This window comes from Streptomyces sp. NPDC007088, from assembly GCF_042869355.1.
Classification (GTDB): domain Bacteria; phylum Actinomycetota; class Actinomycetes; order Streptomycetales; family Streptomycetaceae; genus Streptomyces.
Genome location: NZ_JBIAFO010000006.1, coordinates 97,912 through 120,636 on the forward strand (window position 1 = coordinate 97,912; position 22,725 = coordinate 120,636).

Annotated in this window: 12 protein-coding genes; 6 read left to right on the top strand and 6 right to left on the bottom strand. The window is 72.1% G+C overall.

Annotation, left to right across the window (positions count from 1 at the left end; all coding sequences use genetic code 11):
• Position 1: 1 nt before the first annotated feature.
• On the bottom strand, positions 2-1,765 hold the full coding sequence (locus tag ACFYMP_RS11840; protein WP_388854531.1) for a high frequency lysogenization protein HflD: 1,764 nt from the start codon (positions 1,763-1,765) through the stop codon (positions 2-4).
• 459 nt (positions 1,766-2,224) lie between these two features.
• Here ACFYMP_RS11840 and ACFYMP_RS11845 point away from each other — a divergent pair, with 459 nt between their 5' ends.
• The 5 genes from ACFYMP_RS11845 (at position 2,225) to ACFYMP_RS11865 (ending at position 7,902) form a co-directional block, all read left to right on the top strand.
• Positions 2,225-3,964 (top strand): DUF4331 domain-containing protein, encoded by a 1,740-nt coding sequence (locus ACFYMP_RS11845; protein ID WP_388854533.1) that lies wholly within the window; start codon positions 2,225-2,227, stop codon positions 3,962-3,964.
• Positions 3,965-4,110: 146 nt separating this feature from the next.
• Positions 4,111-4,749 (top strand): class F sortase, encoded by a 639-nt coding sequence (locus ACFYMP_RS11850; protein ID WP_388854536.1) that lies wholly within the window; start codon positions 4,111-4,113, stop codon positions 4,747-4,749.
• 58 nt (positions 4,750-4,807) lie between these two features.
• A complete protein-coding gene (locus ACFYMP_RS11855) occupies positions 4,808-6,160 on the top strand; it encodes a hypothetical protein (RefSeq protein WP_388854539.1) in 1,353 nt (450 codons plus the stop codon).
• A 64-nt stretch (positions 6,161-6,224) separates the two neighbouring features.
• Positions 6,225-6,923: a hypothetical protein gene (locus ACFYMP_RS11860; RefSeq protein ID WP_388854542.1), complete on the top strand. Its 699-nt coding sequence runs from the start codon at positions 6,225-6,227 to the stop codon at positions 6,921-6,923.
• 178 nt (positions 6,924-7,101) lie between these two features.
• Positions 7,102-7,902: an SAM-dependent methyltransferase gene (locus ACFYMP_RS11865; protein ID WP_388854545.1), complete on the top strand. Its 801-nt coding sequence runs from the start codon at positions 7,102-7,104 to the stop codon at positions 7,900-7,902.
• Between the two features lie 70 nt (positions 7,903-7,972).
• Here ACFYMP_RS11865 and ACFYMP_RS11870 read toward each other — a convergent pair whose 3' ends face one another.
• Positions 7,973-8,974, bottom strand: coding sequence for a GlxA family transcriptional regulator (locus ACFYMP_RS11870; protein ID WP_388854548.1), 1,002 nt, complete (start codon positions 8,972-8,974; stop codon positions 7,973-7,975).
• 147 nt (positions 8,975-9,121) lie between these two features.
• Between ACFYMP_RS11870 and ACFYMP_RS11875 the strand changes: the two genes are divergently transcribed.
• The gene (locus tag ACFYMP_RS11875) at positions 9,122-9,706 is read left to right on the top strand and encodes a cysteine hydrolase family protein (RefSeq protein ID WP_388854551.1); all 585 of its coding nucleotides are present in this window, start codon (positions 9,122-9,124) and stop codon (positions 9,704-9,706) included.
• A 218-nt stretch (positions 9,707-9,924) separates the two neighbouring features.
• Here the strand turns inward: ACFYMP_RS11875 and ACFYMP_RS11880 are convergent, their stop codons facing one another.
• The 4 genes from ACFYMP_RS11880 to ACFYMP_RS11895 form a co-directional block, all read right to left on the bottom strand.
• Positions 9,925-10,371: a hypothetical protein gene (locus ACFYMP_RS11880; protein WP_388854554.1), complete on the bottom strand. Its 447-nt coding sequence runs from the start codon at positions 10,369-10,371 to the stop codon at positions 9,925-9,927.
• Between the two features lie 69 nt (positions 10,372-10,440).
• Positions 10,441-17,001, bottom strand: coding sequence for an RHS repeat-associated core domain-containing protein (locus ACFYMP_RS11885; protein ID WP_388854557.1), 6,561 nt, complete (start codon positions 16,999-17,001; stop codon positions 10,441-10,443).
• Positions 17,002-17,094: 93 nt separating this feature from the next.
• Positions 17,095-20,736 (bottom strand): LamG-like jellyroll fold domain-containing protein, encoded by a 3,642-nt coding sequence (locus tag ACFYMP_RS11890; RefSeq protein WP_388855152.1) that lies wholly within the window; start codon positions 20,734-20,736, stop codon positions 17,095-17,097.
• A gap of 1,298 nt (positions 20,737-22,034) precedes the next feature.
• Positions 22,035-22,622 carry a TetR/AcrR family transcriptional regulator gene (locus ACFYMP_RS11895; protein WP_388854560.1) on the bottom strand — a complete coding sequence of 196 codons (588 nt, stop codon included), beginning with the start codon at positions 22,620-22,622 and terminating at the stop codon, positions 22,035-22,037.
• Positions 22,623-22,725: the final 103 nt, after the last annotated feature.

The window sequence follows — 22,725 nt, forward strand, 5'->3', positions numbered from 1 at the left end:
ATCACAGGACGGAGGGCAGGCCGCGGGCCATCAGGCCGAGGCCCACGAGCAGGACGAGCAGCGCCGTCAGCAGCGCGGTGTAGGGGGCGCAGCGGCCCAGCAGGGCGAAGCCGGGCCGGGCGGCGAGCTTCCCGGCGCGGTCGCCGAGGCGGACGAGCAACAGGCCCACGGCGGTGAGCGTTCCGGCCATCCCGACGCCGTACGCGACGACGAGCCCCGCCCCGAAGGCGGTACGGCCCAGGGCCACCGCCCCCAGCAGCACCACGAGCGCGGAGGGGCTCGGCACCAGACCGCCTGCGATCCCCAGCCCGATCAGCCCCCGCTTCGAGAACGGCGCGGGACCGCCCTCCTCCGCCGGGTCCTGACCGCCCCGACCCGGGGCGTGCGCATGCCCGTGCCCGTGCGAGTGGCCGTGGTCGTGCGAGTGCCCGTGGCCGTGCTCGTGCGAGTGCCCGTGGCTGTGGGCGGGCCCGTGGTGGTGGTGACCGAACAGGCCGTGCCGGTGGGGCCGGTGAGGGTGCGTGTGCGCGGGGGAGTGCGCGTGCGGAACGGCTTCCCCCACGCCCGTGCCCGGCCCGGGGTCCTCGCCCGCAGCCGCGCCGCTGTCACCGCCCACCCCCACCAGGACGCCGTCAGCGGCCGGAGCGGGGACGGGAACGCGCCCCGTGGACCGCCGCGCGCGGCGTACCGCGTCGGTGAGCAGGCCCGCGCCGACCAGGGCCACGAGGGCGCCGCTGACGACGCCGAGCGTGTTCAGCACCGTGTCGCCGGCGAGGGAGGAGAACGCCGTGAGACACAACCCGACGACCATCACCCCGGCGGTGTGCGTCACCGTCACCGTGGCGCCGACCGTGACCGCGTCGCGCACACTGCCGCGCCGGCCCGCGAGGTAGGCCGCCATGACCGTCTTCCCGTGTCCGGGCAGCAGCGCGTGGCCCGCGCCCAGGACCAGGGAGAGCGCCACGGCCAGCAGCCCGATCGGCAGCGTCAGGTCCTTGGTCCCGGTGAGCGAGGTCAGCCGCTGGGAGAGCGCCTCGACGCGGGCGGTCACGCCCCCGCCGTCCGCCGTGCCGGGCGCCGCGCCCGCCGCTCCGGACGCCGCCGCGCCCCGGCTCGCGGTGAAGGTGGCCCCGGTGTCCCCCCGCGGCGTGGCCAGCAGGTCCCGGGGATAGTCGCGCAGTTCGCGGCTCGGGGAGACGGCGGGGGCGGTGGAGTCGTCCAGGCGCGCGCCGTCCGTGCCCTTCACGGTGATCTCGCGCCACCCGACGCGGTGCGGATCGGCGCCGGTGTCCACGCGCACGGCGACGGGGCCGTGCGTCAGGTCGAGCGGAGCCCGCAGCCGGCACTCCAGCCGCGAGGTGCGCAGGCCCCCCTGGCCGGGCCGGTACGCGAACGAGGAGGAGGCCACCGTCCACGACAGCCGGCGGGGCGCGGTGACGGCGAGCCGGCCCGCCGTGCGGGCGCACGCGGAGCCGGCCCACGCGGCGCGTTCCCCGTCGTTCGCGGTGCCGTCCCCGTCCCGGTCCACGGAGGGGGCGGCCTGGAGGGTGGGGATCTCCGCCCGGTCCGTGACCGCGAGGACCTCCACCCGGTCGGGGCGGACCACGAGGCCCGCGTACTCGTTGACCGAGAAGTTGCCGAGCGGATGCGCGTGCGCCGCGGGCACCGCCGTACCGCCCAGCCACAGCAGCGCGCCCGCCACGAAGGCCAGGCGCCGCAGGGTGGGCGGCGCCGCGAGCGCGCGGTGCCCGAGAGGGGTGTTCATCCTGTTCGCCTCCGGCGAGGACAGCGGCGCCGCCCGGGTGTCGGCGCGGCGCCCGGTGAGCAGAGCGACCTGCGCCCACGGCGGGGGAGGGGGTGGCCGCGAGGACACGGCCTCCGGGGCGGTGGCAGGTGACCTGAGCCGTACCCGCTCCCGCCCGCCGCGCCCCGCGGCCGGCGCCGCGTCACCCGCACGGGCCTGGGGCCGCGCGAGAGGAACGATCCGCGCGCCGACCGGTGTGGAGGCCACGCAGTGTCCGTTCGGCGCACCACCCTTGCGGGCCCCGGCAGCCCGTGGTGCTCTGGCGTTGGCTCAAAGTCACATACCGGACAAAACGCACGTCGCATCCCTCGTTGAGAGCGGGGAGCCCTTGTCCGGCATGGGCGCCCAGAGCTTCGCAGTCCCCCAGCCGCCCGCCTTCACGTCAGGAGGGCTGCGGCTCTCACCCGGAACGGATGGCCCATGCAGTCCTCCCCCCAGCCCCGCCCCCCGCACCGGCCACGGCGCTCCCCCGCCGCCCGGCGCACGGAGCGCGGGCTCGCCGTGCTCGGCACGCTGTCCCTCGCGACGGCCGCCGCCCTCACCGGGCTCGCGCCCACCGACAGTGCCGCCTCCAGCCACCGCGAGGCGCCCCTGACCGCGGGCGACCCGAAGGCCGACAACACCGACGTGTACGCCTTCACCAGCCCGGACAAGCCGGACACCGTGACCCTGGTGTCGAACTGGATTCCCTTCCAGGAGCCGAACGGCGGACCGAACTTCTACCCGTTCGCCAACGACGCCAAGTACCACATCAAGATCGACGCCAACGGCGACGGCAAGCCCGACACCACGTACACGTGGAAGTTCACCGACCACGTCCGGGACTCCGCGAACCAGTTCCTGTACAACACGGGCGTCGTGAAGAACCTCGACGACGAGACGCTGAACTTCCGTCAGACCTACGACCTGACGGTCACCGACGCGCAGGGGAAGACCCGGACCCTGCTCGACGACGCCCCCGCGGCGCCCTCCAACGTCGGCAAGGCGTCCATGCCCGACTACGCCTCGCTGCGCCGGCAGGCCGTCCGCCCCCTCCCCGAGGACGGCGGCCAGACCTACGCGGGCCAGGCGGCCGACCCCTTCTTCCTCGACCTGCGCATCTTCGACCTCCTCTACGGGGGCAACCTGAAGGAGCGCGGCAACAACACGCTGGCCGGCTACAACATCAACACCCTCGCCATCCAGGTGCCCAAGAAGTCCGTGGCCCTCCACCACGACGCGGGCCGCAACCCGGTCATCGGCGTGTGGTCCACGACCGAGCGCAAGGGCGTCGAGGTCGCCGGCTCCACCGGCAAGGGCAGCCTCGGCAAGCCCGCCGGCAAGGGCGCCGCCGAGGACGGCAAGGGCGCACCCGCGAAGGAGGCGCCCGCCGGGGTCGAGGACCGCAAGGACGGCATGGGCCACCACGGCGACACCGGCTGGCGCCAGGTCTCGCGCCTCGGCAACCCGCTGGTCAACGAGGTCGTCGTCCCGCTCAAGTACAAGGACGCCTTCAACTCCATCAGCCCCGACAAGGACCACGACGTCACCCCGGTCGTGGACAAGGTCAAGGACCCGATCGTCCCCAAGCTGATCGAGAGCGTCTACGGGGTCCCCGCCCCGGCGACGCCCCGCAACGACCTCGTCGAGATCTTCCTGACCGGCATCTGCAAGGCGTGCGGACCGATCAAGGCCGACCTCAACTCGCAGCTGCTCAACGCCGACACCGACAAGACGGCGTTCCTGCCCGCCGAGGAACTGCGCCTCAACATGTCGGTACCGCCGAGCAAGAACCCCAACCGCCTCGGCGTGCTCGCCAACGACCTCGCCGGGTTCCCCAACGGCCGCCGGCTCAACGACGACGTCGTCGACATCGAGCTCCAGGCCCTCGAAGGCGCGGCCCAGACCGGCAAGATCGTGCCCGCCCTCGCCGCCGGTGACGCGGTGGACACCCCCTACCGCCAGCCCGGTTCCACCTTCCCGTACGTCGCGCTGCCCAACACGGCCGCCGTCAACCAGGCGTACCGGGAGCACCCCGAGGGCGGCGTCGGCGCCGGCCTCGGCGGCACCTCGCTGAGCGAAGGCTTCCCCGTCGTCCCCGTCACCGCCGTCGGCGGCGGAGCGCTGCTGGCCTGCGCCGGCGTCCTCGTCCTGCGCCGTCGTCGCGCCGAGCGGGCATGACCGACCTCCCCGGCACCGGGCGCCCGTCCCCCCTACCGGAGGACGGGCGCCCCGGGCAGCAAGCACCCGCGCCGCGCCCCGCGAACCGTGCGGGGCGCGGCGGGCGCCGTGTCCGGCGCCCCCGGCGCCCCGGCGCGCGGCTGCACGTGGCCGCCACCCTCGCCCTGTGCCTCGGCTTCTCGCTGAGCGCGGCGGCCCTCGCGGCGACGCTGCTGCCGCCGGAACGGGTGCCCAGGCCGGCCGTCAACCGCGGCGCCCTCCCGGTCGCCCCCGCCCGCGCCCCCGACCACCACGCGCCCCCCGCGGCGGCGCCGACCCGGCTGCGCGTGCCCGCCATCGGCCTCGACAAGTCGCTGTCGGGACTGAGCGTCCAGCAGGACGGCCGCCTCGCCGTGCCCGCCGACCCCGCCGACGTCGGCTGGTGGCGCGAGGGCCCCGCGCCCGGCGATCCCGGCGCCGCGATCCTGGTCGGCCACGTCGACTCGGCCACCGGGCCCGGCGCCTTCTACGGGCTGTCCGCCCTGCGCCCCGGCGACGTCGTCACCCTCGACCGCGAGGACGGCAGCAGCGCCCGGTTCACCGTCCAGGCGCTGCGCCAGTACGAGAAGGACGCCGTGCCCGACCATCAGGTCTACGCGAGCGGCGGGCCCCCGGCGCTGCGCCTGATCACCTGCGGCGGCGCCTTCGACGAGAAGAGCGGGTACCACGACAACCTCGTCGTCTACGCGGGCCTGGCACCGCCCCCCACCCGCACACCCCCCACGGGACACCCGCCGACCCGCTGACCCGGCCCCCCACGACAGGCCCCGTCCTCATCCACACCACCTCTCACTGGAGCGGGAATTGAGCACGCCAGCCCACCGGAGCGCCCCGCGCCGGCGCACCCTGCTGTCCGCCGCCGTCGCCACCGTCCTCGGCGTCGGGCTCTTCGCCGCCGGCGGGATCGGTCTCGCCCCCTGGTCCGCCTCCCACGGCGACGACGGGGCCGCGAGCAGCACAGCGGTGGCCGGGGCACCGCCGGCCGTGGACCCGGCCGCGGCCGGCGGCGTCACGGCGCTCCAGCAGCGGCTGCGCGCCAACCCCCGCGACCCCCTCGCGCTCGGCACGCTCGGGCTCGCCTACGTCCAGCAGGCCCGCACCAGCGGCGACCCGACGTACTACCCCAAGGCCGAGGCCGTACTGAAGAGGTCCCTGGCCCTGGAGAAGAAGGACAACTACACCGCGCTGGGCGGCATGGCCGCGCTGGAGGCGGCCCGCCACAACTTCTCCCGGGCCCTGGACTGGGCGCGCCGCGCCACCGCCGCCAACCCCTACAACGCGACCCTGCAAGGCACCCTCGCCGACGCCTGCACCCAGCTCGGCCGCTACACCGAGGCCGCCGACGCGACCCAGCGCATGGTCGACCTCAAACCCGGCACCCCCTCCTTCGCACGCGCCTCCTACGCGGCCGAACTGCGCGGCGACACCACGGCCGCCCGCGCCGACATGCGGCGCGCCCTGCGGGCGGCGGCCGGCCCCGAGGACCGCGCCTTCGCCCGCTACTACCTCAGCGAACTCGCCTTCGACAGCGGCGACGCGGCCACCGCGCTGACCGAGGCGGAGGCCGGACTGCGCGCCGCCCCCTCGTACACCGCCCTGCTCCAGGCCAAGGCCAGGGCCGAGGCGGCGCTCGGCCGCGACCGGGCCGCGCTCACCGACCTCGGCCGCGCCGTCGAACGCCTGCCGCTGCCCGAGTACGTCCTCCAGCTCGGTGAACTGCACGCCTCCCTCGGCCACCGCGAGGAGGCCCGGAGGCAGTACGAGGTCTTCCGCGCCGAGCAGCGCGTCTTCGCCGCCAACGGCGTCGCCCTCGACTCCGACGCCGCCCTGTACGAGGCCGACCACGGCACCCCCGCCCGCGCCGTCACGATCGCCCGCAAGGGCCTGGCCTCACGGCCCTTCCTCGACTCGCACGACGCCCTCGCCTGGGCCCTGCACGCCGCGGGCCGCGACCGGGAGGCACTCGCCGAGTCCGACTTGGCCCTCTCCCTGGGCACCCGCAACGCCCTCTTCCACTACCACCGCGCGATGATCCAGCGCTCCCTCGGCGACCACGCGAAGGCCCGCGCCGGCCTCCGCCGGGCCCTGGAGATCAACCCGCACTTCCACCCGCTGCACGCCGCCGAGGCGAGGAAGGCGCTCGCCGCCCTGAGCTGAGCCCCGGCCGCCCGGTAGAGTTCCGCGCGTCCGCGGACGACCGAGGACGAGGGGGAGGGCGCGCGTGGGCACGGTGCGACTGGAGTGGACCGGGCACAAGGACCCGGACGGCGAACCGCCCTACGGCGTGCGGACCGGACCCCCGGGCCCCTGGGACGCCAAGGAGCCCCCCGACGCCCGCCTGGAGCGGCACCTCGAACCCGGGCAGAGCCCCGAGGAGTACGGGAAGGCCCGCTCCACGGGGTACCGCTCCTTCGACCTGTGGGCCGACCCGGACCGCGAAGAACCGCTGGCCCGGGTGCGCACCGTGCGCACCGACCGCTACGAGGCCCGCTACGAGGTGCGGGACGCCGACGACGAACTGCTCGCGCTCGTCGTACGCCGTCCGAGGATGCGCGGCGGCAACGTCCGCACCCGCTGGGACGTCGAACAGACCGGCCGGCCGGCGGCCGTCGGCTACCGGGGTGCCGTCCCCGCCTGGCTGCTGTGGTGGCTGACCTGCCCGCTCTACGTGGTCTGGGCCGTGTTCCTCGTCGCCGCGGCGGTTCTCGGAGACGGTGGCGCCGACGTTCCGCGCCCGCCCCGGCGCATCACCTGGCGCCTCCACCGCCGCAAGGTCCTGGAGGCCAGGACCTCCGGGCCCGGCGAGTACGCCCTACGGCCGCGCGCCGACTGGTGGGACGAGCGGGTACTCATGGCCACCGCCGCCCTGGTGAGCAGCTGGGGAGGCGGGCTCGGCCACAGCTGGGACGAGCCCCGCTGAGCCCGCCCCCTCACCCGCGGCGCGCCCGCCCGCGGCCGGGCGACCGGAGTGCGGTGAGGTGATCGTCAGGAAGGCGGCCCCCGGGTACGGTGGCGGCAGCCGACTCGCACCCACCCGGTCCCGTCGGCCCCATCCGTTCCCGCCGGCCGGGCCGGTTCCGCGCACGAGGTGACCGCACATGAACGACCGCTTCCCGCCCGCCACGGCCCCCGCGACCGCGCACCCCGCGCGCGTCTACAACGTGTGGCTGGGCGGCAAGGACCACTACCCCGTCGACCAGGAGGCCGCCGAACTCGCGGCCGAAGCCAACCCGGCGATCGTCGCCTCGGTCCGCGCGAACCGGGCCTTCCTCGGCCGCGCCGTCACCCACCTGTCCGCCGCCGGAGTGCGCCAGTTCCTCGACATCGGCACCGGCATACCCGCCGCGGACAACACGCACGAGGTGGCGCAGCGGGCGGCCCCCGACTCGCGGATCGTGTACGTCGACAACGACCCGATCGTCCTCGCCCACGCCCGCGCCCTCCTCGTCAGCAGCCCCGAAGGCCGTACCGACTACGTGCAGGCCGACGCCCGCGAGGTCGACGCCATCCTCGACGAGGCCGCCCGCACCCTGGACCTGTCCCGGCCGGTGGGCCTGATGCTGGTCGCCGTACTCCAGTACATCCGCGACGAGGAGGACCCCTGGGACCTGACCCGGCGTCTGCTGGAGCGCCTCGCCCCGGGCAGCTTCCTCGTCCTGTCGCACCCCGCCAGTGACATCGCCGCCACCGAGGTCGCCGAGTCGATGCGCATCTACAACGAGCGCGCGGCCGAACACGCCTCCGCGACCCCCCGCACCCAGGACCGCGTCCGCGCCTTCTGCGAGGGTCTCGACATCCTGGAGCCCGGCGTCGTCCCCCTGACCCGCTGGCGCCCCCGCCCCGAGGACACCCCCGACGACACCCTGCCCATGTGGTGCGTGGTGGCCCGCAAGCCCTGAGACGACGGACCGGGACGCCCCGGCGCCCGCCCGGGTGCCGGGGCGTCCCGGTCCGCCGGCGGCGTCCTCGTCAGCCGCCCGCCGGGGCCCTGAACCTGCGGCGGTAGTCCGTCGGTGTCGTGTCCAGCCGTCGGCGGAAGGCCCGTACGAGGGTGTCCGTCGTGCCGAACCCGCAGGCCGAGGCGATGCGTTCGAGAGTGGCGTCGGAGGTCTCCAGCGCGTGGCGGGCCTGCTCGACGCGCAGGGACTCGACGTAGGCGTGCGGGGTCATGCCGAGTTCGGCCCTGAACAGCCGGGTCAGATGCCGCTCGCTGACGTGGGCGTACTCCGCGAGTGCGGCGATCGTCAGCGGCCGGGCGATCTGGCGCAGTATGTGGTGGCGCAGGTCCTCGATCCGCCGGGTCGTGGCGACCTGCTCCAGGGGGACGCTGAACTGGCTCTGCCCGCCCGGCCGTTTCAGGTACATCACCAGCTCCCGCGCGACGCGCAGCGCGAGAGCCTCGCCGAGGTCGTCGGCGACCAGGGCCAGCGACAGGTCCAGGCAGGCGCTGATACCGGCGCCCGTCCACACCTCGCCCTGGCGGATGAAGACCGGATCGGCGTCGACCTCCACGGCCGGGTGCTGAGCGGCCAGTTGGGCCGCCGTCGACCAGTGGGTGGTGGCCCGCTTGCCGTCCAGGAGACCGGCTGCGGCCAGGATGTGGGCCCCGACGCACACGGAGGCGACCCGGCGGGCGCGGGCGGCGAGGGCCTTCACCCAGTCCACCAGCACCGGATCGGCGAGCGCGTACGCGCGGCGCTCCGCGTCGAGTTCGACCGAACCGGGCACGACGAGGGTGTCGATCCCGCCCGCGGCGACGGCCTCCGGGAAGGTCAGGTCCGGCAGGACGCGGACCCCGGCCGCGGTAGTGACGGGGTCCGTGGTCTCGGCGGCGAGCACGACGCGGTAGCCCGCCGCGCCGTCGCTCTGACGCTGGGCCAGCGAGAACACCTCGGGCGGCCCGGTGACGTCGAGCAGGTCGACTCCTTCGAACAGGACGATGACGACGAGTCGTCGGACGGTGTCCGGCACGGGCCTCTCCCAGGGGTGAAGGGCATGTCTGGAACTGCGGGTCAGGTGTCATTGTGGCCATGACGGCGGCGGCATAGCGTTCTGGACACAGCCCGCCGCGCACGCGGCGGACGGCTCTCCCCCCTCCCACCGGAAGGCGGCACCACCATGTCCAGAACGACGCTGCGCGAACTCAACGGCCTCGACCAGACCCCCGCGAAGCTCGCCTCGTCCACGCTCGTCCTGATCGACTTCCAGAACACCTACACGCGGGGGGTGATGGAACTCGACGGCTGGGAGGACTCGTTGGACGCCGCCGTTCACCTGCTGGCGCGCGCCCGGCGGGAGGGCACGAGGATCGTGCACGTCATCCACGACGGCGGGGCGGGCACACCGTACGACATCCGCGAGGAGACCGGGCGGATACACCCCCGTCTCGCCCCGCTCGACGGCGAGCCCGTCGTCGTGAAGGAGGCCCCGGACTCCTTTCACGGCACGGACCTCGGCACGCACGTCCCGGAAGGCCAGGACGTGGTGCTCGCCGGATGGATGACCCACATGTGCGTGGCCTTCACGGCGCAGGGCGCCTTCCTGCGCGGCAACCGTCCCACGGTCGTCGCCGAAGCCACCGCGACCCGCTCGCTCCCGGTGGCGGGCACCGACCTCGACGCCCGCCAGGTGCACCTCGGCGCCCTCGCGACCATCGCCGATCTCTACGGGGTCGTCGTCGCCACACACGAGGACCTGCTCTGAGAGGTACGGGGGCGGGACGGCGGCGGCCCCGGGTGCCGGAAACGGACACGGTCCGCTCCTCGCCGCCCCAGCTCATCGGGACACTGTGCGGTGCGGGTGCCGACCGTGTGCACCTCGTGTCAGCGGGAACCGGGGCCGGCGTCACGCGCGGGCGGTGCCCCGCGTGGTGAGGTCACCGGAGTGCCCACGGGCCGGACGGCGGCCGGCGCCACCCACTCTCAGGACCGGCGGGTGAACTTCACGTCCAGGGCGCACGGGAAGTCCAGATCGTCCGAGGCGCAGAGGCCCTTGCCGCCGTCGACCACGGACAGTTCGAGGTGGCAGTTCTCGGCGGGGCCGTGAAAGGCGAAGGAGAGAGCGATCCACGAGCCGGAGCGGGCGCTCTCGTCCGACTCCAGGGCCCCCCCGCCCTTCGCGGCCAAGAAGGACCAACTGCCTTTGGACGGGCGGTCGACGCAGTCGGTCGCGGCGAGTTTCTCCGTACCGAGCCCCGCTGTGGCGACAGTCCGGTCGGCGCCGAGAGTGACCCTCTCCCCGTCCGGCCCCACCCAGGTGCCGGTCAGGCGGCCGGCCGTGACCTCGGTGGTCGGCACGCTGCCCGCGCAGGCGGTGAGCAGGAGGAACGGCGTTATGACCGCGAGGGTTCTGAGAGTCGACCGGTGCACGGCCTCATCATAGCGAGGGGGTGCGGAGCCAGAACCGGCTCCGCACCCCCTCAGGTCAGCGGCTGGTCACTACTCCAGCCACTCCGATGTGTTGACGCACTGACCCACCGGCCACTTCTCCTCCCAGTTGAAGTCCTCCCGTACCGCGGCTCCGAAGGTGTCCGCGAACCTCGGGTTCCAGGAGCGCGGGACCGCGTGGGTGGCGGACTGCCAGTCGGAGGTGTTGTACGCGTGGAACTTCAGCGTCACCGTGCCGGTCTTCTTGTTGATCGACTTGATGCCGGCGGTACCGGACCACGTGCCCAGGAACGCGTCGGCCCGGTTCTTCGTACCGATGGCGCCGTTGGTGGCGATGCCGGCCACGTCGTTGAAGATGCCGCGCGCCGTGTTCATGTGCCAGAAGGACGAGCCCGGGTCCGGGCCCCTGTCCTGATAGCCCATGAACAGCGAGTGCTTGGCCGCCGGGGCGTCCATGCCCTGTTCCATGGCCTGACCGAGCAGCTTGGCACGCATCTTGCTCACCGACCCGTCGACCGCCAGCACGGAGGTGAACGCGTCCCCGCCCCGGAACTGCTGGTGCTCGCCGAGCGGGTAGCCGCCGCCCCACAGCCAGCCGATGAACAACGAGCGGTTCTCCCAGCCGTTGTCCGCCTTGTCGTCGTGGACGATGCCCCAGTCCGGCATGGCCGCGATCATCTCCTGGAGCGACATGCCGCCCCGGTTCATGAACGGGGTGTCCCACGACTTCGTGATGAAGTTGTAGGTCGCGCCCGGCTGCCAGCGGTTGGTGGAGCCTCCGGTGGTCCCGAAGCTGCTGGTGGCGGCGGTCCCTCCGGTGTTTCCGGTGCTGCTGCCCGAGCCAGTGCCGACCGCGTCGAGGACGGCCCCGACCATGGTGATCACCGCACCGATCACTCCACCGATGAGCGCCCCGATCGCCGAGAAGATGTCGCTGTAGGACAGGCCGGTCGGGTCGGTGAAGGTCGCCGGGTTGTTGTTGGCGTAGGCGTACCCGTTGAGCGACTGCGGCTTCTGTGCCTCAAGGACCGGGTCGCTGCTCAGGAAGCGCGCGGTGACCGGGTCGTACTGCCGGGCCCCCAGCTGGGTCAGGCCGGTGGTGTCGTCGGCAGGCTTGCCGAGGAACCCCTTGTCGTCCGGCCAGCTGGTCACCTTGGTACCGCGCGGGGCACCGAACGGCGACGTGTAGCGCTTGGTGCACGCCAGGGTCGTGGCGTCGAACACGAGGCTGGAGGTGCCGTGGTGGTCGCCCGCGAGGAAGAACAGCTTGCTGCCGGAAATTCCGGCGGTGGCCGTGCGCACCGCGACGGTCTGGTCGCCCGCCTTGTAGGAGCGCGAGCCCGACAGCGTCTTGGTGCCGCCGGCCGTCTTCAGGTGCACCTCGGTGGCGCCGAGGTACAGCACCGTCTCCCCGTTGGCCGTGGTGTTGCGGCGGATCAGGAGCTCACCACTGGCGTCGTAGACGTAGCCGGTCCCGGTGGCCGCACGGCCGTCGGCCGCCGGCTCGCTCGCCGTCGCCAGCGCGCCCTCGGCGTCCCAGGTCAGCGTCTGCGCGGCCTGGGTGCCCGGACGGGTGGTGGTGTTACCGGTGTTGTCGTAGCCGTAGTCGCTGGTCTTGCCTCCCGTGACGGTCGAGGACAGCGCGTGCGGCTGGCCCTTGGCCGTGCCGTACTTGTAGTCGGTGACGGTGTCACCACCGGCGGCGTGCTCGGTCTGCTGGGTGCGCAGACCGCCGTCGTTGTACTGGTAGCTGGTCCAGTACGGGGCGGCTCCGCCCAGGTTCGCCGTGGTCCGTCCGGAAGCGGCACAGTCGGCGGTCTTGGGCGTCCACGCCTGGCTCAGCCGGCGCTGACCGTCGTAGACGAAGCACTGGTTGTCGGCCTTGCCGGTGCCGCCCATCGTGGTGGCGTCGAAGATCGACGTGATGTTGCCGGCGTCGTCCTGCGCGAACTTCAGCTCCTGGAGCATGTAGCCGTGGACGTCGTCGGTGACGTACGACCGGGTGAGGCGGCGCGTGCCCGCCTCGTAGTCGTGGTTCACGTAGATCTTCTTGGCGGCCGTCGGGTCGGTGGCCAGCGTCAGCTGGCGGGCGTCGCCGAGAGGCGAGTACGCGGCCGCCTGGAGGTAGCCGGTGGTGCCCTTGGAGGTCAGCACCTGCCCCAGGTCGTCGTAGGTGTACGAGACGGTCTCCGCCGAGAGCCCGGCCACCGCGGGAGCGGACGCCTGCTTGACCGTGCCGTCCAGGTTGTACCCCGTGGAGTAGGACAGGGTGCTCGGCACCCCCGCGGCGACCAGAGGGTCGTCGGCGGGCAGGATCAGCTGACTCCCGGTGGCCTTGTACAGCGCGTCGTACGCGGTGACCTTCTGGGTGTACGCCTTTCCGGTCGTCCCGCCGACATAGCGGACGGCGGTGTCCTGCTGGCCCTTGGCCAGCGAGTCGAAGGTCCAGGCGGCCAGCTTGTTGGCGTCCGTCTTCGACGTCTGCCACTCGCCGGTCTTGCGGGACAGCTCGTCGTAGGAGAACAGGAGCACCTGATTGCGGCTGTCGGTGGACTTCACGGCCTGGTCGAGTTCGTCGAACGCCGTCACCGTGGCGCCCTTGTCGGGATCGGTCGCCTTCACCTGCCGCCCGAACAGGTCGTAGTCGTAGCTCCACACCGCCTTGTCCGGGCCGGTCACCGTCTTCTGCTGCTCGCCCGGGGCGTACGTGAACTTGGTGCTGGTGTACGTACCGGTCGGCTGCGTCCCGTCGTAGTCGCGGCGCTCGACGGTCTGGCCGAGGGCGTTGGTGACCTCCGCCGTGGCCTGTCCGCCCGCCGGGGCACTGGTGCTGGTCATGTCGCCCTGGTAAGTGGTGTTCACCGTCCAGCGCGCCACCCCGTAGTTCTTGGTGACCGCCTTGACCGCCCGTCCCGCGCCGTCGAACGTGGTGTCCGTCTGCATCGGGGCCTGGCCGCCGTCGATCTGCACCAGAGTGCCGTTCGGCGCCGAGGTGTTGTCCCAGATGTCGGACTGCGCGGTGACCGCCATCCCCCGTGAGTCGTACAGGGTCTGGGCGATGATCCGCCCCCCGGCCGACGAGGGTGCCTGCACCTGACGGGTGCGCAGCAGCGAGTCGAAGATCTCGAAGCTGGTGTTGTAACCCGAGCCGTCGCCCTTGAGCGTGGCGCTCGACGTCCACGGCAGGGTCGAGGCCGTCATGCTGTACGCGTAGACGTAGTTGGGCGTCTTGCCCAGCGCCTTGGAACGGTTGGGCAGCCACACCTTCGTGATCCGGCCGAGGCTGTCGTACTCGGTCTCGGTGATCTTGCCGTTCGGGTCGGTGATCTTCAGGTCCGCACCGCGTGCGAAGTCCTTCACCGTGACCGTCTTCGACTTCTTGGCGTCCGTCACGGTCAGGGAGGTCAGCGGCCCGGCAGCCTTCGGGACGTAGTCGGTCGTGGAGGTGACCAGTCCGTTGGTGTTGGCCAGGACGGTGGGCCGGCCCAGGGTGTCGAACTCCGAGGTGCCGGTCTTCTGCCAGACGGGGCTGCCGTCACTGCCGTACCCCTTGGCGCGCCCGGTCCAGCGGGCGTCGCCCTTGGTGGGCGTCTGCGTGGCGGACCAGATGGTGGTGTCGAAGGCGGTCGCCTTGTCCGAGATCACGTCGCCGGGACGGGTCGAGTCGGCGGGCAGGTCGAGGTCCGCGTCCTTGACCGAGCAGGCCCTGGCGACGATGCGGGTACGCGAGACCGGCGCGCTGATGCCGGCCGCGGCGTTGCGGGCGTACCACGTGCGGGTGCACTTCTCGTCGCCGCTGACCGCGTCGTCGCCCCGGTCCTCGACGGTCACGGGCATGCCGAGGTCGTCGAAGGTGGTGGCGGTCGTGCGGACCCGGTCGGAGGGGGCGCCCTTGCTGGTCACGACGGTGTACGCGTGCGAGGCGCCGGTACGGGTGAAGTACGCCTCGGTGTCCGCGTACGACTTGTGCTGCGTGGCGGTCCTGAGCGACCAGGGGTCGTTGACGGTGCTGGACACCTCGCTGGTCCCGTCGTACGTGACGACCTCGCGGGTGAATCCGGCGTACACCTCGGAGTCGGTGATCTCCGCGGCCTTGACGCCGGTCACCTTGGCCGTCCTGCGGGCGTCCGGCGCCGGGGTCTTGCCGTCCGGGCCGAGTACCCGGTCGCCGTTCATGCCGCGCAGGAAGACGCTGACCGTCTTGGACCGCGTGTGGTCCGAGGCGCCGACCAGATGGGTGACCCGCTCGTAACCGCGCCAGATCGACCACGTGCGCTCCTTGGTGGGAGTCATCGGGTCGTCGTTGTAGGCCCAGGCGCCGCCTCCGGAGTAGCTGTAGGTGTGCTGGACCGCCTCCGAGCCGCCGTAGGGGTCGGTGGTGCGCACGGCGCTGACCGGGTACTTCTGGAACCAGTCCAGGACGGGCGTCTTCTCACCGTTCGGCGACCGGTACACGGGATAGCAGCGGCCGGTGTTCTTGTCCACGGCCGGCCTCGGCCGGCCGGCCACGCAGTCCGCCGGCAGGTAGTCGACGACGGTCTGCGCGCCGGTCTCCGAGGTGATCGTCTTCAGCCGGGGACGGTTGAACGGGAGGATGTCGTCGGCGCCGCCGTCCACCCGGTTGGGGAGGAACTCGTGCGCGAACTTCACCGGGTCCAGGGAGAGATCGGCGCCCCGCTTGCCGGTGTGCTTGATCTCGGCCAGCCACAGCGACTGGTCACCCGTGTCACCCGTGTCACCGGGATCGAGGTACTGCTGCTTCAGCGTCCAGCCGTCGACCGCGGCGAACCCGGGCGTGGCCGCGGCGGCGTCCCAGGCGTAGGAGGTGACGCCGGTCAGCCGCTTGCGCGTGAAGAACGAGGGACTGACGTTGTAGGTGCACTTGTCGCCCTCCTTGCAGACCGCGTCGAAGGGCACGTCCGGCCAGTTGTCCCGGTGGTTCTTGTCCAGGCTGTCGCAGCCCGTGCCGGTCGCGGTGCAGCGCTCCGCGTACGAGAGGACCAGCTTGTCGGAGGCCGCGGGAGAGGCGGAGAAGAGGGCCCCGGCGCGCTGGCCGTAGCGGATCTCCTTGAGGTAGCCGCCGCGGGTGTAGCCGGTGCCGGTGTTGTCGTCGCCGAGCTTGTCGTAGTGGTTGGTCTCGGCGGCGTACCAGTAGCTCATGGCGTTCTTGTGCAGGTCCTCGACGTAGTCGAGGTTCCAGCGCCACGCCTGCTTCCTGTCACGGCCGGAGAAGGAACTGCCGTCCGTGTAGCCCGGTTCGCCCTCGTCGTCACCGAAGACGGGGACGGTCCACACCGAGTCGGTGCGGTCGTCGGCGCCGGCTCCGTCGAGCTTGTTGAGGCCGAAGACGTACGTGGCGCCGTCACCGGTCACGACGGTCCAGTACTCACCGTTGTCGTCGCCGTTCTCCGCGCCCGTGGAGTGGGTGACGGTGGAGGCGTCGTCGTTCTTCAGGTGCCAGGTGCCGGTGGTGTCGTCCTTGACCAGCTCGGTGGCCTTGCCGTTGAGCACCAGAGAGGCGTTGTCGTACTTCCAGCACAGGTCGTACTTGCCGTCCTGGCCGTCGTCGTCGCAGGAACCGTACTTGCGCTCGATGTACGACTCGGTGAGGTCGAAGCCGTCACCGATCAGGGAGCCCTGGTTGTTGGTGGTGGCGGTGCGGCCGTCCACCGCCCCGGAGTCGTAGGAGATCTTGAGATCGGGTTTGGGGCCCGCGGCGGGCGCGGGGGTGTTCAGCGGGTACGACCACGTGAAGGTGCCCGCGGAGCTGCCCGCCTCCCACGTGGAGGAGGCGGCCAGCGGGGTCGCCTTGTAGTCGCCCCCACTGGACTGGGTGCCCGCGGCGAGGGCCAGCACCATCGTCCGGCCGGCTGCCGCGCCCGTCGTGGTGGGCGCGGCCCCGCCGAAGGAGAGCGGTGCCGTCAGCTTCTGGTCACGGCGCTCGTTGGTGCTGTCGAGCGGGGTCGCCCGGTGGCACTCGGCGGCCTCCGGCGTCCTCAGCGCGCAGTCCGGGAGCCGGAGAAGCTGGAGCCTGCCGGCCCAGTCGCCACCGTAGGCCGAGGCGAAGGTGCCGTAGTCGACGGTGAGTTGAGCGTCCCCGCCGTCGCGCGGTCCGGTCACGGTCAGGGCGACGCCCTTGACGCCCAGCCGGCTCGTCGCCTTCTGGTCGAGGACCTTCACCTCGACCGAGCCGGCCGCCCTCGCCGCCTTGCGGCCCTTGGCCGCCTTCGGCGCGCCGAGCGTCACCGGCAGCGCACCGGGCGCCGCTGACCCGGTCAGGTCCACGGTGGCGGATCCGGCCCCGGGCCAGCGGACGCCGGCCGCACGGTCGTGCTGGGCGCGGAGTGTCGCGTCGCGGCCGGCCGCCGCGGCCTCACGCATCGCCGCCCGGGTCTTCGGGTCGGACTTCCCCGTGAACGGGGAGACGTGCTGCGGCTTCTCGGCCCGCAGCTTCGGCCTGCCCAGCCCGTGGTCGTCGGCGGCGAAGGAGACCGGGGTCAACAGCCCCGGCACCAGGGTGAAGCCGACGACCGCGGCGACCCGGCGCAGTGTCCTCGTCCGTGATCTTCGTGTCCTGCCCGGCAGCAGCCGGACGGAGCGTATGTGTCTCATCGATTCCTCGGAATACGTGCATGAAGGACTGCATGAAGGACTGGTGGCCCGGACGGACGCGCTGCCGTCCGGGCCACCAGAGGAAAGGGGGAATTACAGGGCGTCGGCGGCGAGGATCTGCGAGCGGACCTGATCGGCGCTCATCGCACCCGTCCAGATCCTCAGGTTCTCGACCGAACCGGGCAGATAGTTACCGGTCGTGCCGCCCTTGGTGCCACGGCCGACGGCCAGCTCGCCGCTGCCGGTCTGGCTTGCCGTGAAGCCGGACCTGTCCTCGGACGGCTGGTCGAACTCACCGACGTACAGGTGGAGTTTGCCGTAGCGGTTCTCGGTCCTGGAGGCGTCGGCCGGGTCGGTCCACTCCCAGCCCTCCTGGGCGTCGAACACACCGGTCACCTGCACCAGGGTGTCGGTCTCGGCGACTTCGCCGCCCGGCACCTCGGCGCTCTGGGTGACCTTTCCGTCGCTGCCGACGGCGGTACGCGTGAACTTCCACTGGTACACACCGGCGGACGGCTTGGTGATCCACAGCGCCCAGGAGGACTCACCGCCGGCCTTCTGGCCCGCGACCTGTGCGGCATAGCCCACCGGTTTGGTCTCCAGCTTCGCCGAGTCGACCTGCACCCGGGCGGACACGGTGAACGAGCCGCTCTCGTCGACCACCGGCCCGGTGGAGGCCGCGTATCCCGAAGTGCCGTTCAGCACCAGGAGGTTGTTCTCCGTGTCCAGGGAGGCACCGGAGGCCGACAGGTTCATCGAGGCGACCGGGTAGGAGGACAGCTCCTTCAGCGTGGTGCCGCTGGAGGCGGCGGCGTCCCAGGAGGCCACCAGCTCGTTGGCCGCGACGCCGTCCTGGAGGACCTGGCCCTCCTGGACGATCTCGTCCGTAGTCAGGACACGCTGCCACACCGCGACCTCGTCGAGCCGCCCGCGGAAGTTCTCCCCGAGGACACCGCCGACGAGCGAGCGGCCGAACTGGAGTCCCCCGCTGGACACCCACGGGGTGTACGTGGCCGACAGGGTGCTGAGCACCACGGGCGCGCCCTGCGCCCGGCCGTTGACGTACAGCTGAATGGTGTCGTTCGACTTGTCGGTGTCGCCCTTGGTGTCGAACACGCCGGTCAGGTGGGTCCACACCTTGAGCTGCGCGGGCCCGTCCGACAGCGACCGCAGGTACACCGGACCGGTCTTGGTGTCCGTGGCGGTCCGGTTGAACACCCACTTCTTGTACGACGCGGAGTAGTACAGCGTGAACGCCGAACCGTAGGTGCCGGGGGCGGCCAGGGCCACGAGGTTGCTGCTGTCGTTGGTGAGGTAGGCCCAGGCCGAGACGGTGAACGAGTCCTTGGTGTTGACCGCGGGCGCGGCGGTGGCGGCGTAGCCGTCCCGGACGTTGTCGGTGGCGCTGTCGTTCAGGTACAGCGAGTAGTCCGCGTCACCGCGGCGGGCCAGCGTCGACCAGCCGGTGTGCGAGGACGTCTGGAGGGTGGCGTCGTGCCGGGTCCCCTCGGTGGCCGAGTCCTTCGCGGTCACCGCCCCCGTGTTGGGAGCGGAGTCGTCGAAGTGCCAGCGGCCCACCGCGCCGGCGGCCGGGGCCACCTTGAAGGAGAACTCCTTCGGGGTGCCCCACCGGCTGCGGACGTCCTTGGCCTCGACGGACAGCACCTGCGTCCCGGCCAGCGACGGTGTGACGTTGGGGACGGTCACCGTCGAGCCGGTGACCGTCTTGGTGTTGGCCGCGGAAGTGGTCAGCAGCCGCCAGCGGTAACCGGTGATGTCCTTGTCGGCGGCGTTGGGCTTGAAGGTGAAGCTGCCCGGCACACCGGGGCCGCCCTTGCCCTCGCAGAGGTTGGCGGTGCACTCGCTGTACGGTGCGCCCACGGTGATCACCGGCGCCTTGGGGGCCGTGGAGTCGATTTTGAAGTAGCACCAGGAGGAGTACGAGGAGAACAGGTCGCCGGACTTGCCGCCGTGCGACCAGTGCGACTGCGTACGGGACTTGAGGCGGTACAGGCCACCGTCCGCACGGTTGGAGGTGCGCAGCTTCTCCAGCGTTCCGTCCGGGTCCCATCCGCTGTCCGGCCGGTACCCGGACCACACCGAGTGCCAGGCGGCGTCGTCGCCGCGCTCCACGACGAACTCGGACTGCAGGGAGCCCTTCCCCTCACCGCTCTTGGGCTGCACCTTGGTCTCGACGCGGGACTGGACCATCGGGTCGAGGCGGGTGACGATCAGCGGGTCCGACGAGGAGGTCTTGCAGTACGCCGTGGTGCCGTCGCCGGGGATGACGCCGACGCTCGACGGGACGCCGGGCCGGGGAACGTAGGTGACCTGGAGTTCGGCGTTGTCGTCGAAGCGCTTCCAGGCGCTCGCGTCGCCCTCGTCCTTGGCGCGCAGCATCAGGGTCAGCCGTGAGAACTTGCCGTCGGCGAAGGAGCGTACGGTCGAGGCGAGGTTCTCGTCCGACTCGTCCGGGTTGTCGTTGAACTCGATCCAGGCGTCCGGCTGGTCGGGGCTGCACTGATCACCCCGGCCCGCCGACACATAACGGTCGCCCATCTGGTCGAGGTCGGTCGGACCGGGCCACCGGGTGCCGGAGGAGATGTTGTTGGTGCGCTCCAGGTCGACCCAGTGCGGACTGCAGTCGAAGGACCAAGTCTCCTTCGCGCGGAAGGTGGCGTCCAGCACGTACTTGCCGGACAACTGCGTGGGGGAGAACTCGAAGTACATCCGGTTGGTGTAGTTGCTGCCGCAGTAGTACGGGCCCACGGTGGCGCACTTGCCCACCCCGTAGTCACCCTTGAACTGCCAGAAGTGGTCCCCGTCGGAGGACAGGACGGTCCGCTCGGAGACGCCGAGGCCGACCGGCGGGTCGATGAAGACCGGGTACACGGTGTCCTTGCCGCGCAGCAGGCCGAGGTCCGGCTTGACGGTCACGGAGTCCTGGCCCACCAGGACCGGCAGCTCCGCGTCCGTGTCACCGGGGTCGGGCTGGGACGGGTCGGTCCGGGCGTCGGGCGCGCTCTCGTCCGTGGTCGTGCGGGCCAGGGACCGCGCACCGGCCGTGCCACTACTCGGCGCGTCCCCGGCGGAGTCCCACATCAGCCCGGCCGGGCCGTGGAAGATGGCGTTCCCGTCCTCGTCCACCGCGCTCAGGCCGCCGCCGGCCCCGGACACGATCCGCAGCCCCTCGCCGGAGGCGGTCAGGCTGACCTCTTCCAGCTCCGGACTGGCCGCCGCCTCGGCCGACTTGACCACCAGCACCTCGCGGTAGCCCTCGGCCGTCGCGGTCAGCCGCAGATCGACGCCCTCGAAGACCTCGGGGTACGTGGCGGTCGCGCCGTCCAGCTCGGGCTCGGGCAGGCTGCCCGGCCAGCCCAGTGTCATGGAGCCCTGCCGGGCGCTCATCCTGATCAGGTCGGCCCGGCTGCCGCCGGAGAAGGACAGGTCCACGACGGAGGCCCGCGGGCCGACGGTGCCGTCCGCACGGCGTACGAGCGTCGGGTCGACGTCCGTCCACGTACCGTCAGGGGCCTTGGCCCGCTGCGGAGTCGTGGAATGGACGAGAGTGAACGTTCCGTCCGGGTTCGCGGTGGTCCGCGAGTACTCGGTGCGCTCTGCGGTCACCTCGACGGGCTCGCCCGTGGCCGCCGCCCGCGCCGCGGCCGACTGCTCGCCGCGGCCGGCCGGCGGCTGGGCCCGTGCGGTCGGCGCGTCGAGCACCAGAGCCGACATCGAGGCGAGCAGAGCGACCGAGGTGACGCCCGCTATCAAGCCGTGCGGTCTTCGCACAATCCCCACCCTATTTTAACGAAACTCTTAACTTGCGGGGAGAGTAAACCCGGTGGCCTTTCGTCAGGTCAACCACCGATGTGGCGGCCGGGGGTGGTGTGCGGGGGCTGCCCGTGTCGTGATCGCCGCTCCGGGGGCGTTCCGAGGTGCCCCGGGCGAGCGTCGGCCCGGGGCGTCGCCGACCGGACCCCGGCCGGCGCGGAGAGCCTCCGGCGGAGGTCCGGAGACGCGAAAGCACCCCGCACGATCCGCGTGCGCGCGGATCGTGCGGGGTGCTTCGGTGGTGCCGTGGCCTGTCTCGGATGTCGCGGAAGAGACCAGTCGCTCAGCTGAACCGCGGGAACGAGCGATCACCGGCCCCTGACCCGCGGAAACGGCCTTTCGGTTGTTTCGGGCTCGTCCCCCATGGTGCGGCCGAAAGTCCCAGGGAGAGTCCCGGAGGACTCCTGCGGACGCCGGAGGCTTGTCGGTAAGCACTTGTCTTGGCTCGGGCGCACGGAGTTGTCCTGGCCCCGGCGCCGGGTCGCAGGCGGCGTGTGGCGGTGTGCCGCACGCCCCTGGGGCAAGGTGATTCGGCCCCACTGCGGATGAACACCATGTGGCCGTCACCGGTCGGATGGACCACCTTGCCGGCACGGATAACCTCCACCCGGGACGAGACGTTCGTGGCGAAGGCGTTGGGGCGCGGCGAGGTGCTGGGCAGCCCCGATTCGCTGAGCAACTCCGCAAGGTCCGCGAGGGCCCGGCCGATGAGCGGATAGTCGCTGAGGGGCGTCAAGCGGGCGCCAACCGAGGAGAGCGGCACAATGTGCGGCGGACTGGCGGCGGTGCGGGCGGTGTTGATGACGTTCTGCGTCTGCTGCGTGCCCGCGCCGTAGTGCTTCGGTAAGACGGCGTCGACGCCTTCCGGGGGCCCGGCGAACCCATAGCGCACCATCTGACACGGATGTTCCAGTCGAGGCCGGAACACTCCGGGGCCGGAAGGCTGCGTGAGCCCCGCGCTCGACTCGACGCCGCCGGCCGTGTGGCGCGCCGCGGCCCGGTGCGCGAGGCCGGGTCTTCGGGCTGCCGGCCGCCGGTTGGCTGACTGCGGTTGCCGGCGCCTCGCGCGCTCGGCGCAGCCCAGCGGCGTGTGCGTGAGGACTCTCCGGCGCGAGGCGCGAGGCGCGAGACGCGTGTCGGGGTGGCTGCCGTCGTGCCGTGCGCCGCGTTCCCGGCCGGGTGCTGAACGACGGGGTGAGCTATCGCCGCGCGGAGTCGTAGTGTGCCCACCCCTGATCGAGCAGCCCGAATCCCACCTCTATGGCCGACTCGGGATCGGCCTGGCGGGCCATGAGCGGGATCTGCAGAGCGAACCGCGCGTAGAAGCGGATCTCCGCACTGGGTTCGACGAGCCCGAACTCCTCGGTGAGCACCGCGATGAGGGCGTCCTCGTGACGCAGCCACATCCTCTCGGCGTACTCGATGAGGGACGGGGTGTCCTCCATGAGGGCCATGATCCGGCGCATGGGCTCGGTCTGCAGCAGGGCGATCTCGGCGAGGTAGTGCGCCTTCAGCGCTTCGGAGACCGTCGTTTGCGGGGCGCGGTCCCTGACGGCCGCGACGAGCCGATCCTGCTGCTCGTTCTCCGTGCTGAAGACCAGCGCCTCTTTGCGGGGGAAGTGCGCGAAGACCGTCTTGGGCGTCACGTCCGCCTTGTCCGCGATCTCACGCACCGTGACCGCGTCGAACCCGCGCTCAAGGAACAGGCTCGTCGCCGCCTCCAGGATCGCCGTCCGGGTTGCCGCCTTCTTCCGCTCACGTCGCCCGACGGGCGCGTTGTTCTCCATGCCTCAATTCTAACCCTGAGATAGCCCTACACCGAAACGATAAGTACACTCGGTATAGCAAGAGTCCGAGTGAGGCCGGTGAGGACTCTCGGGGCCCGGTTCG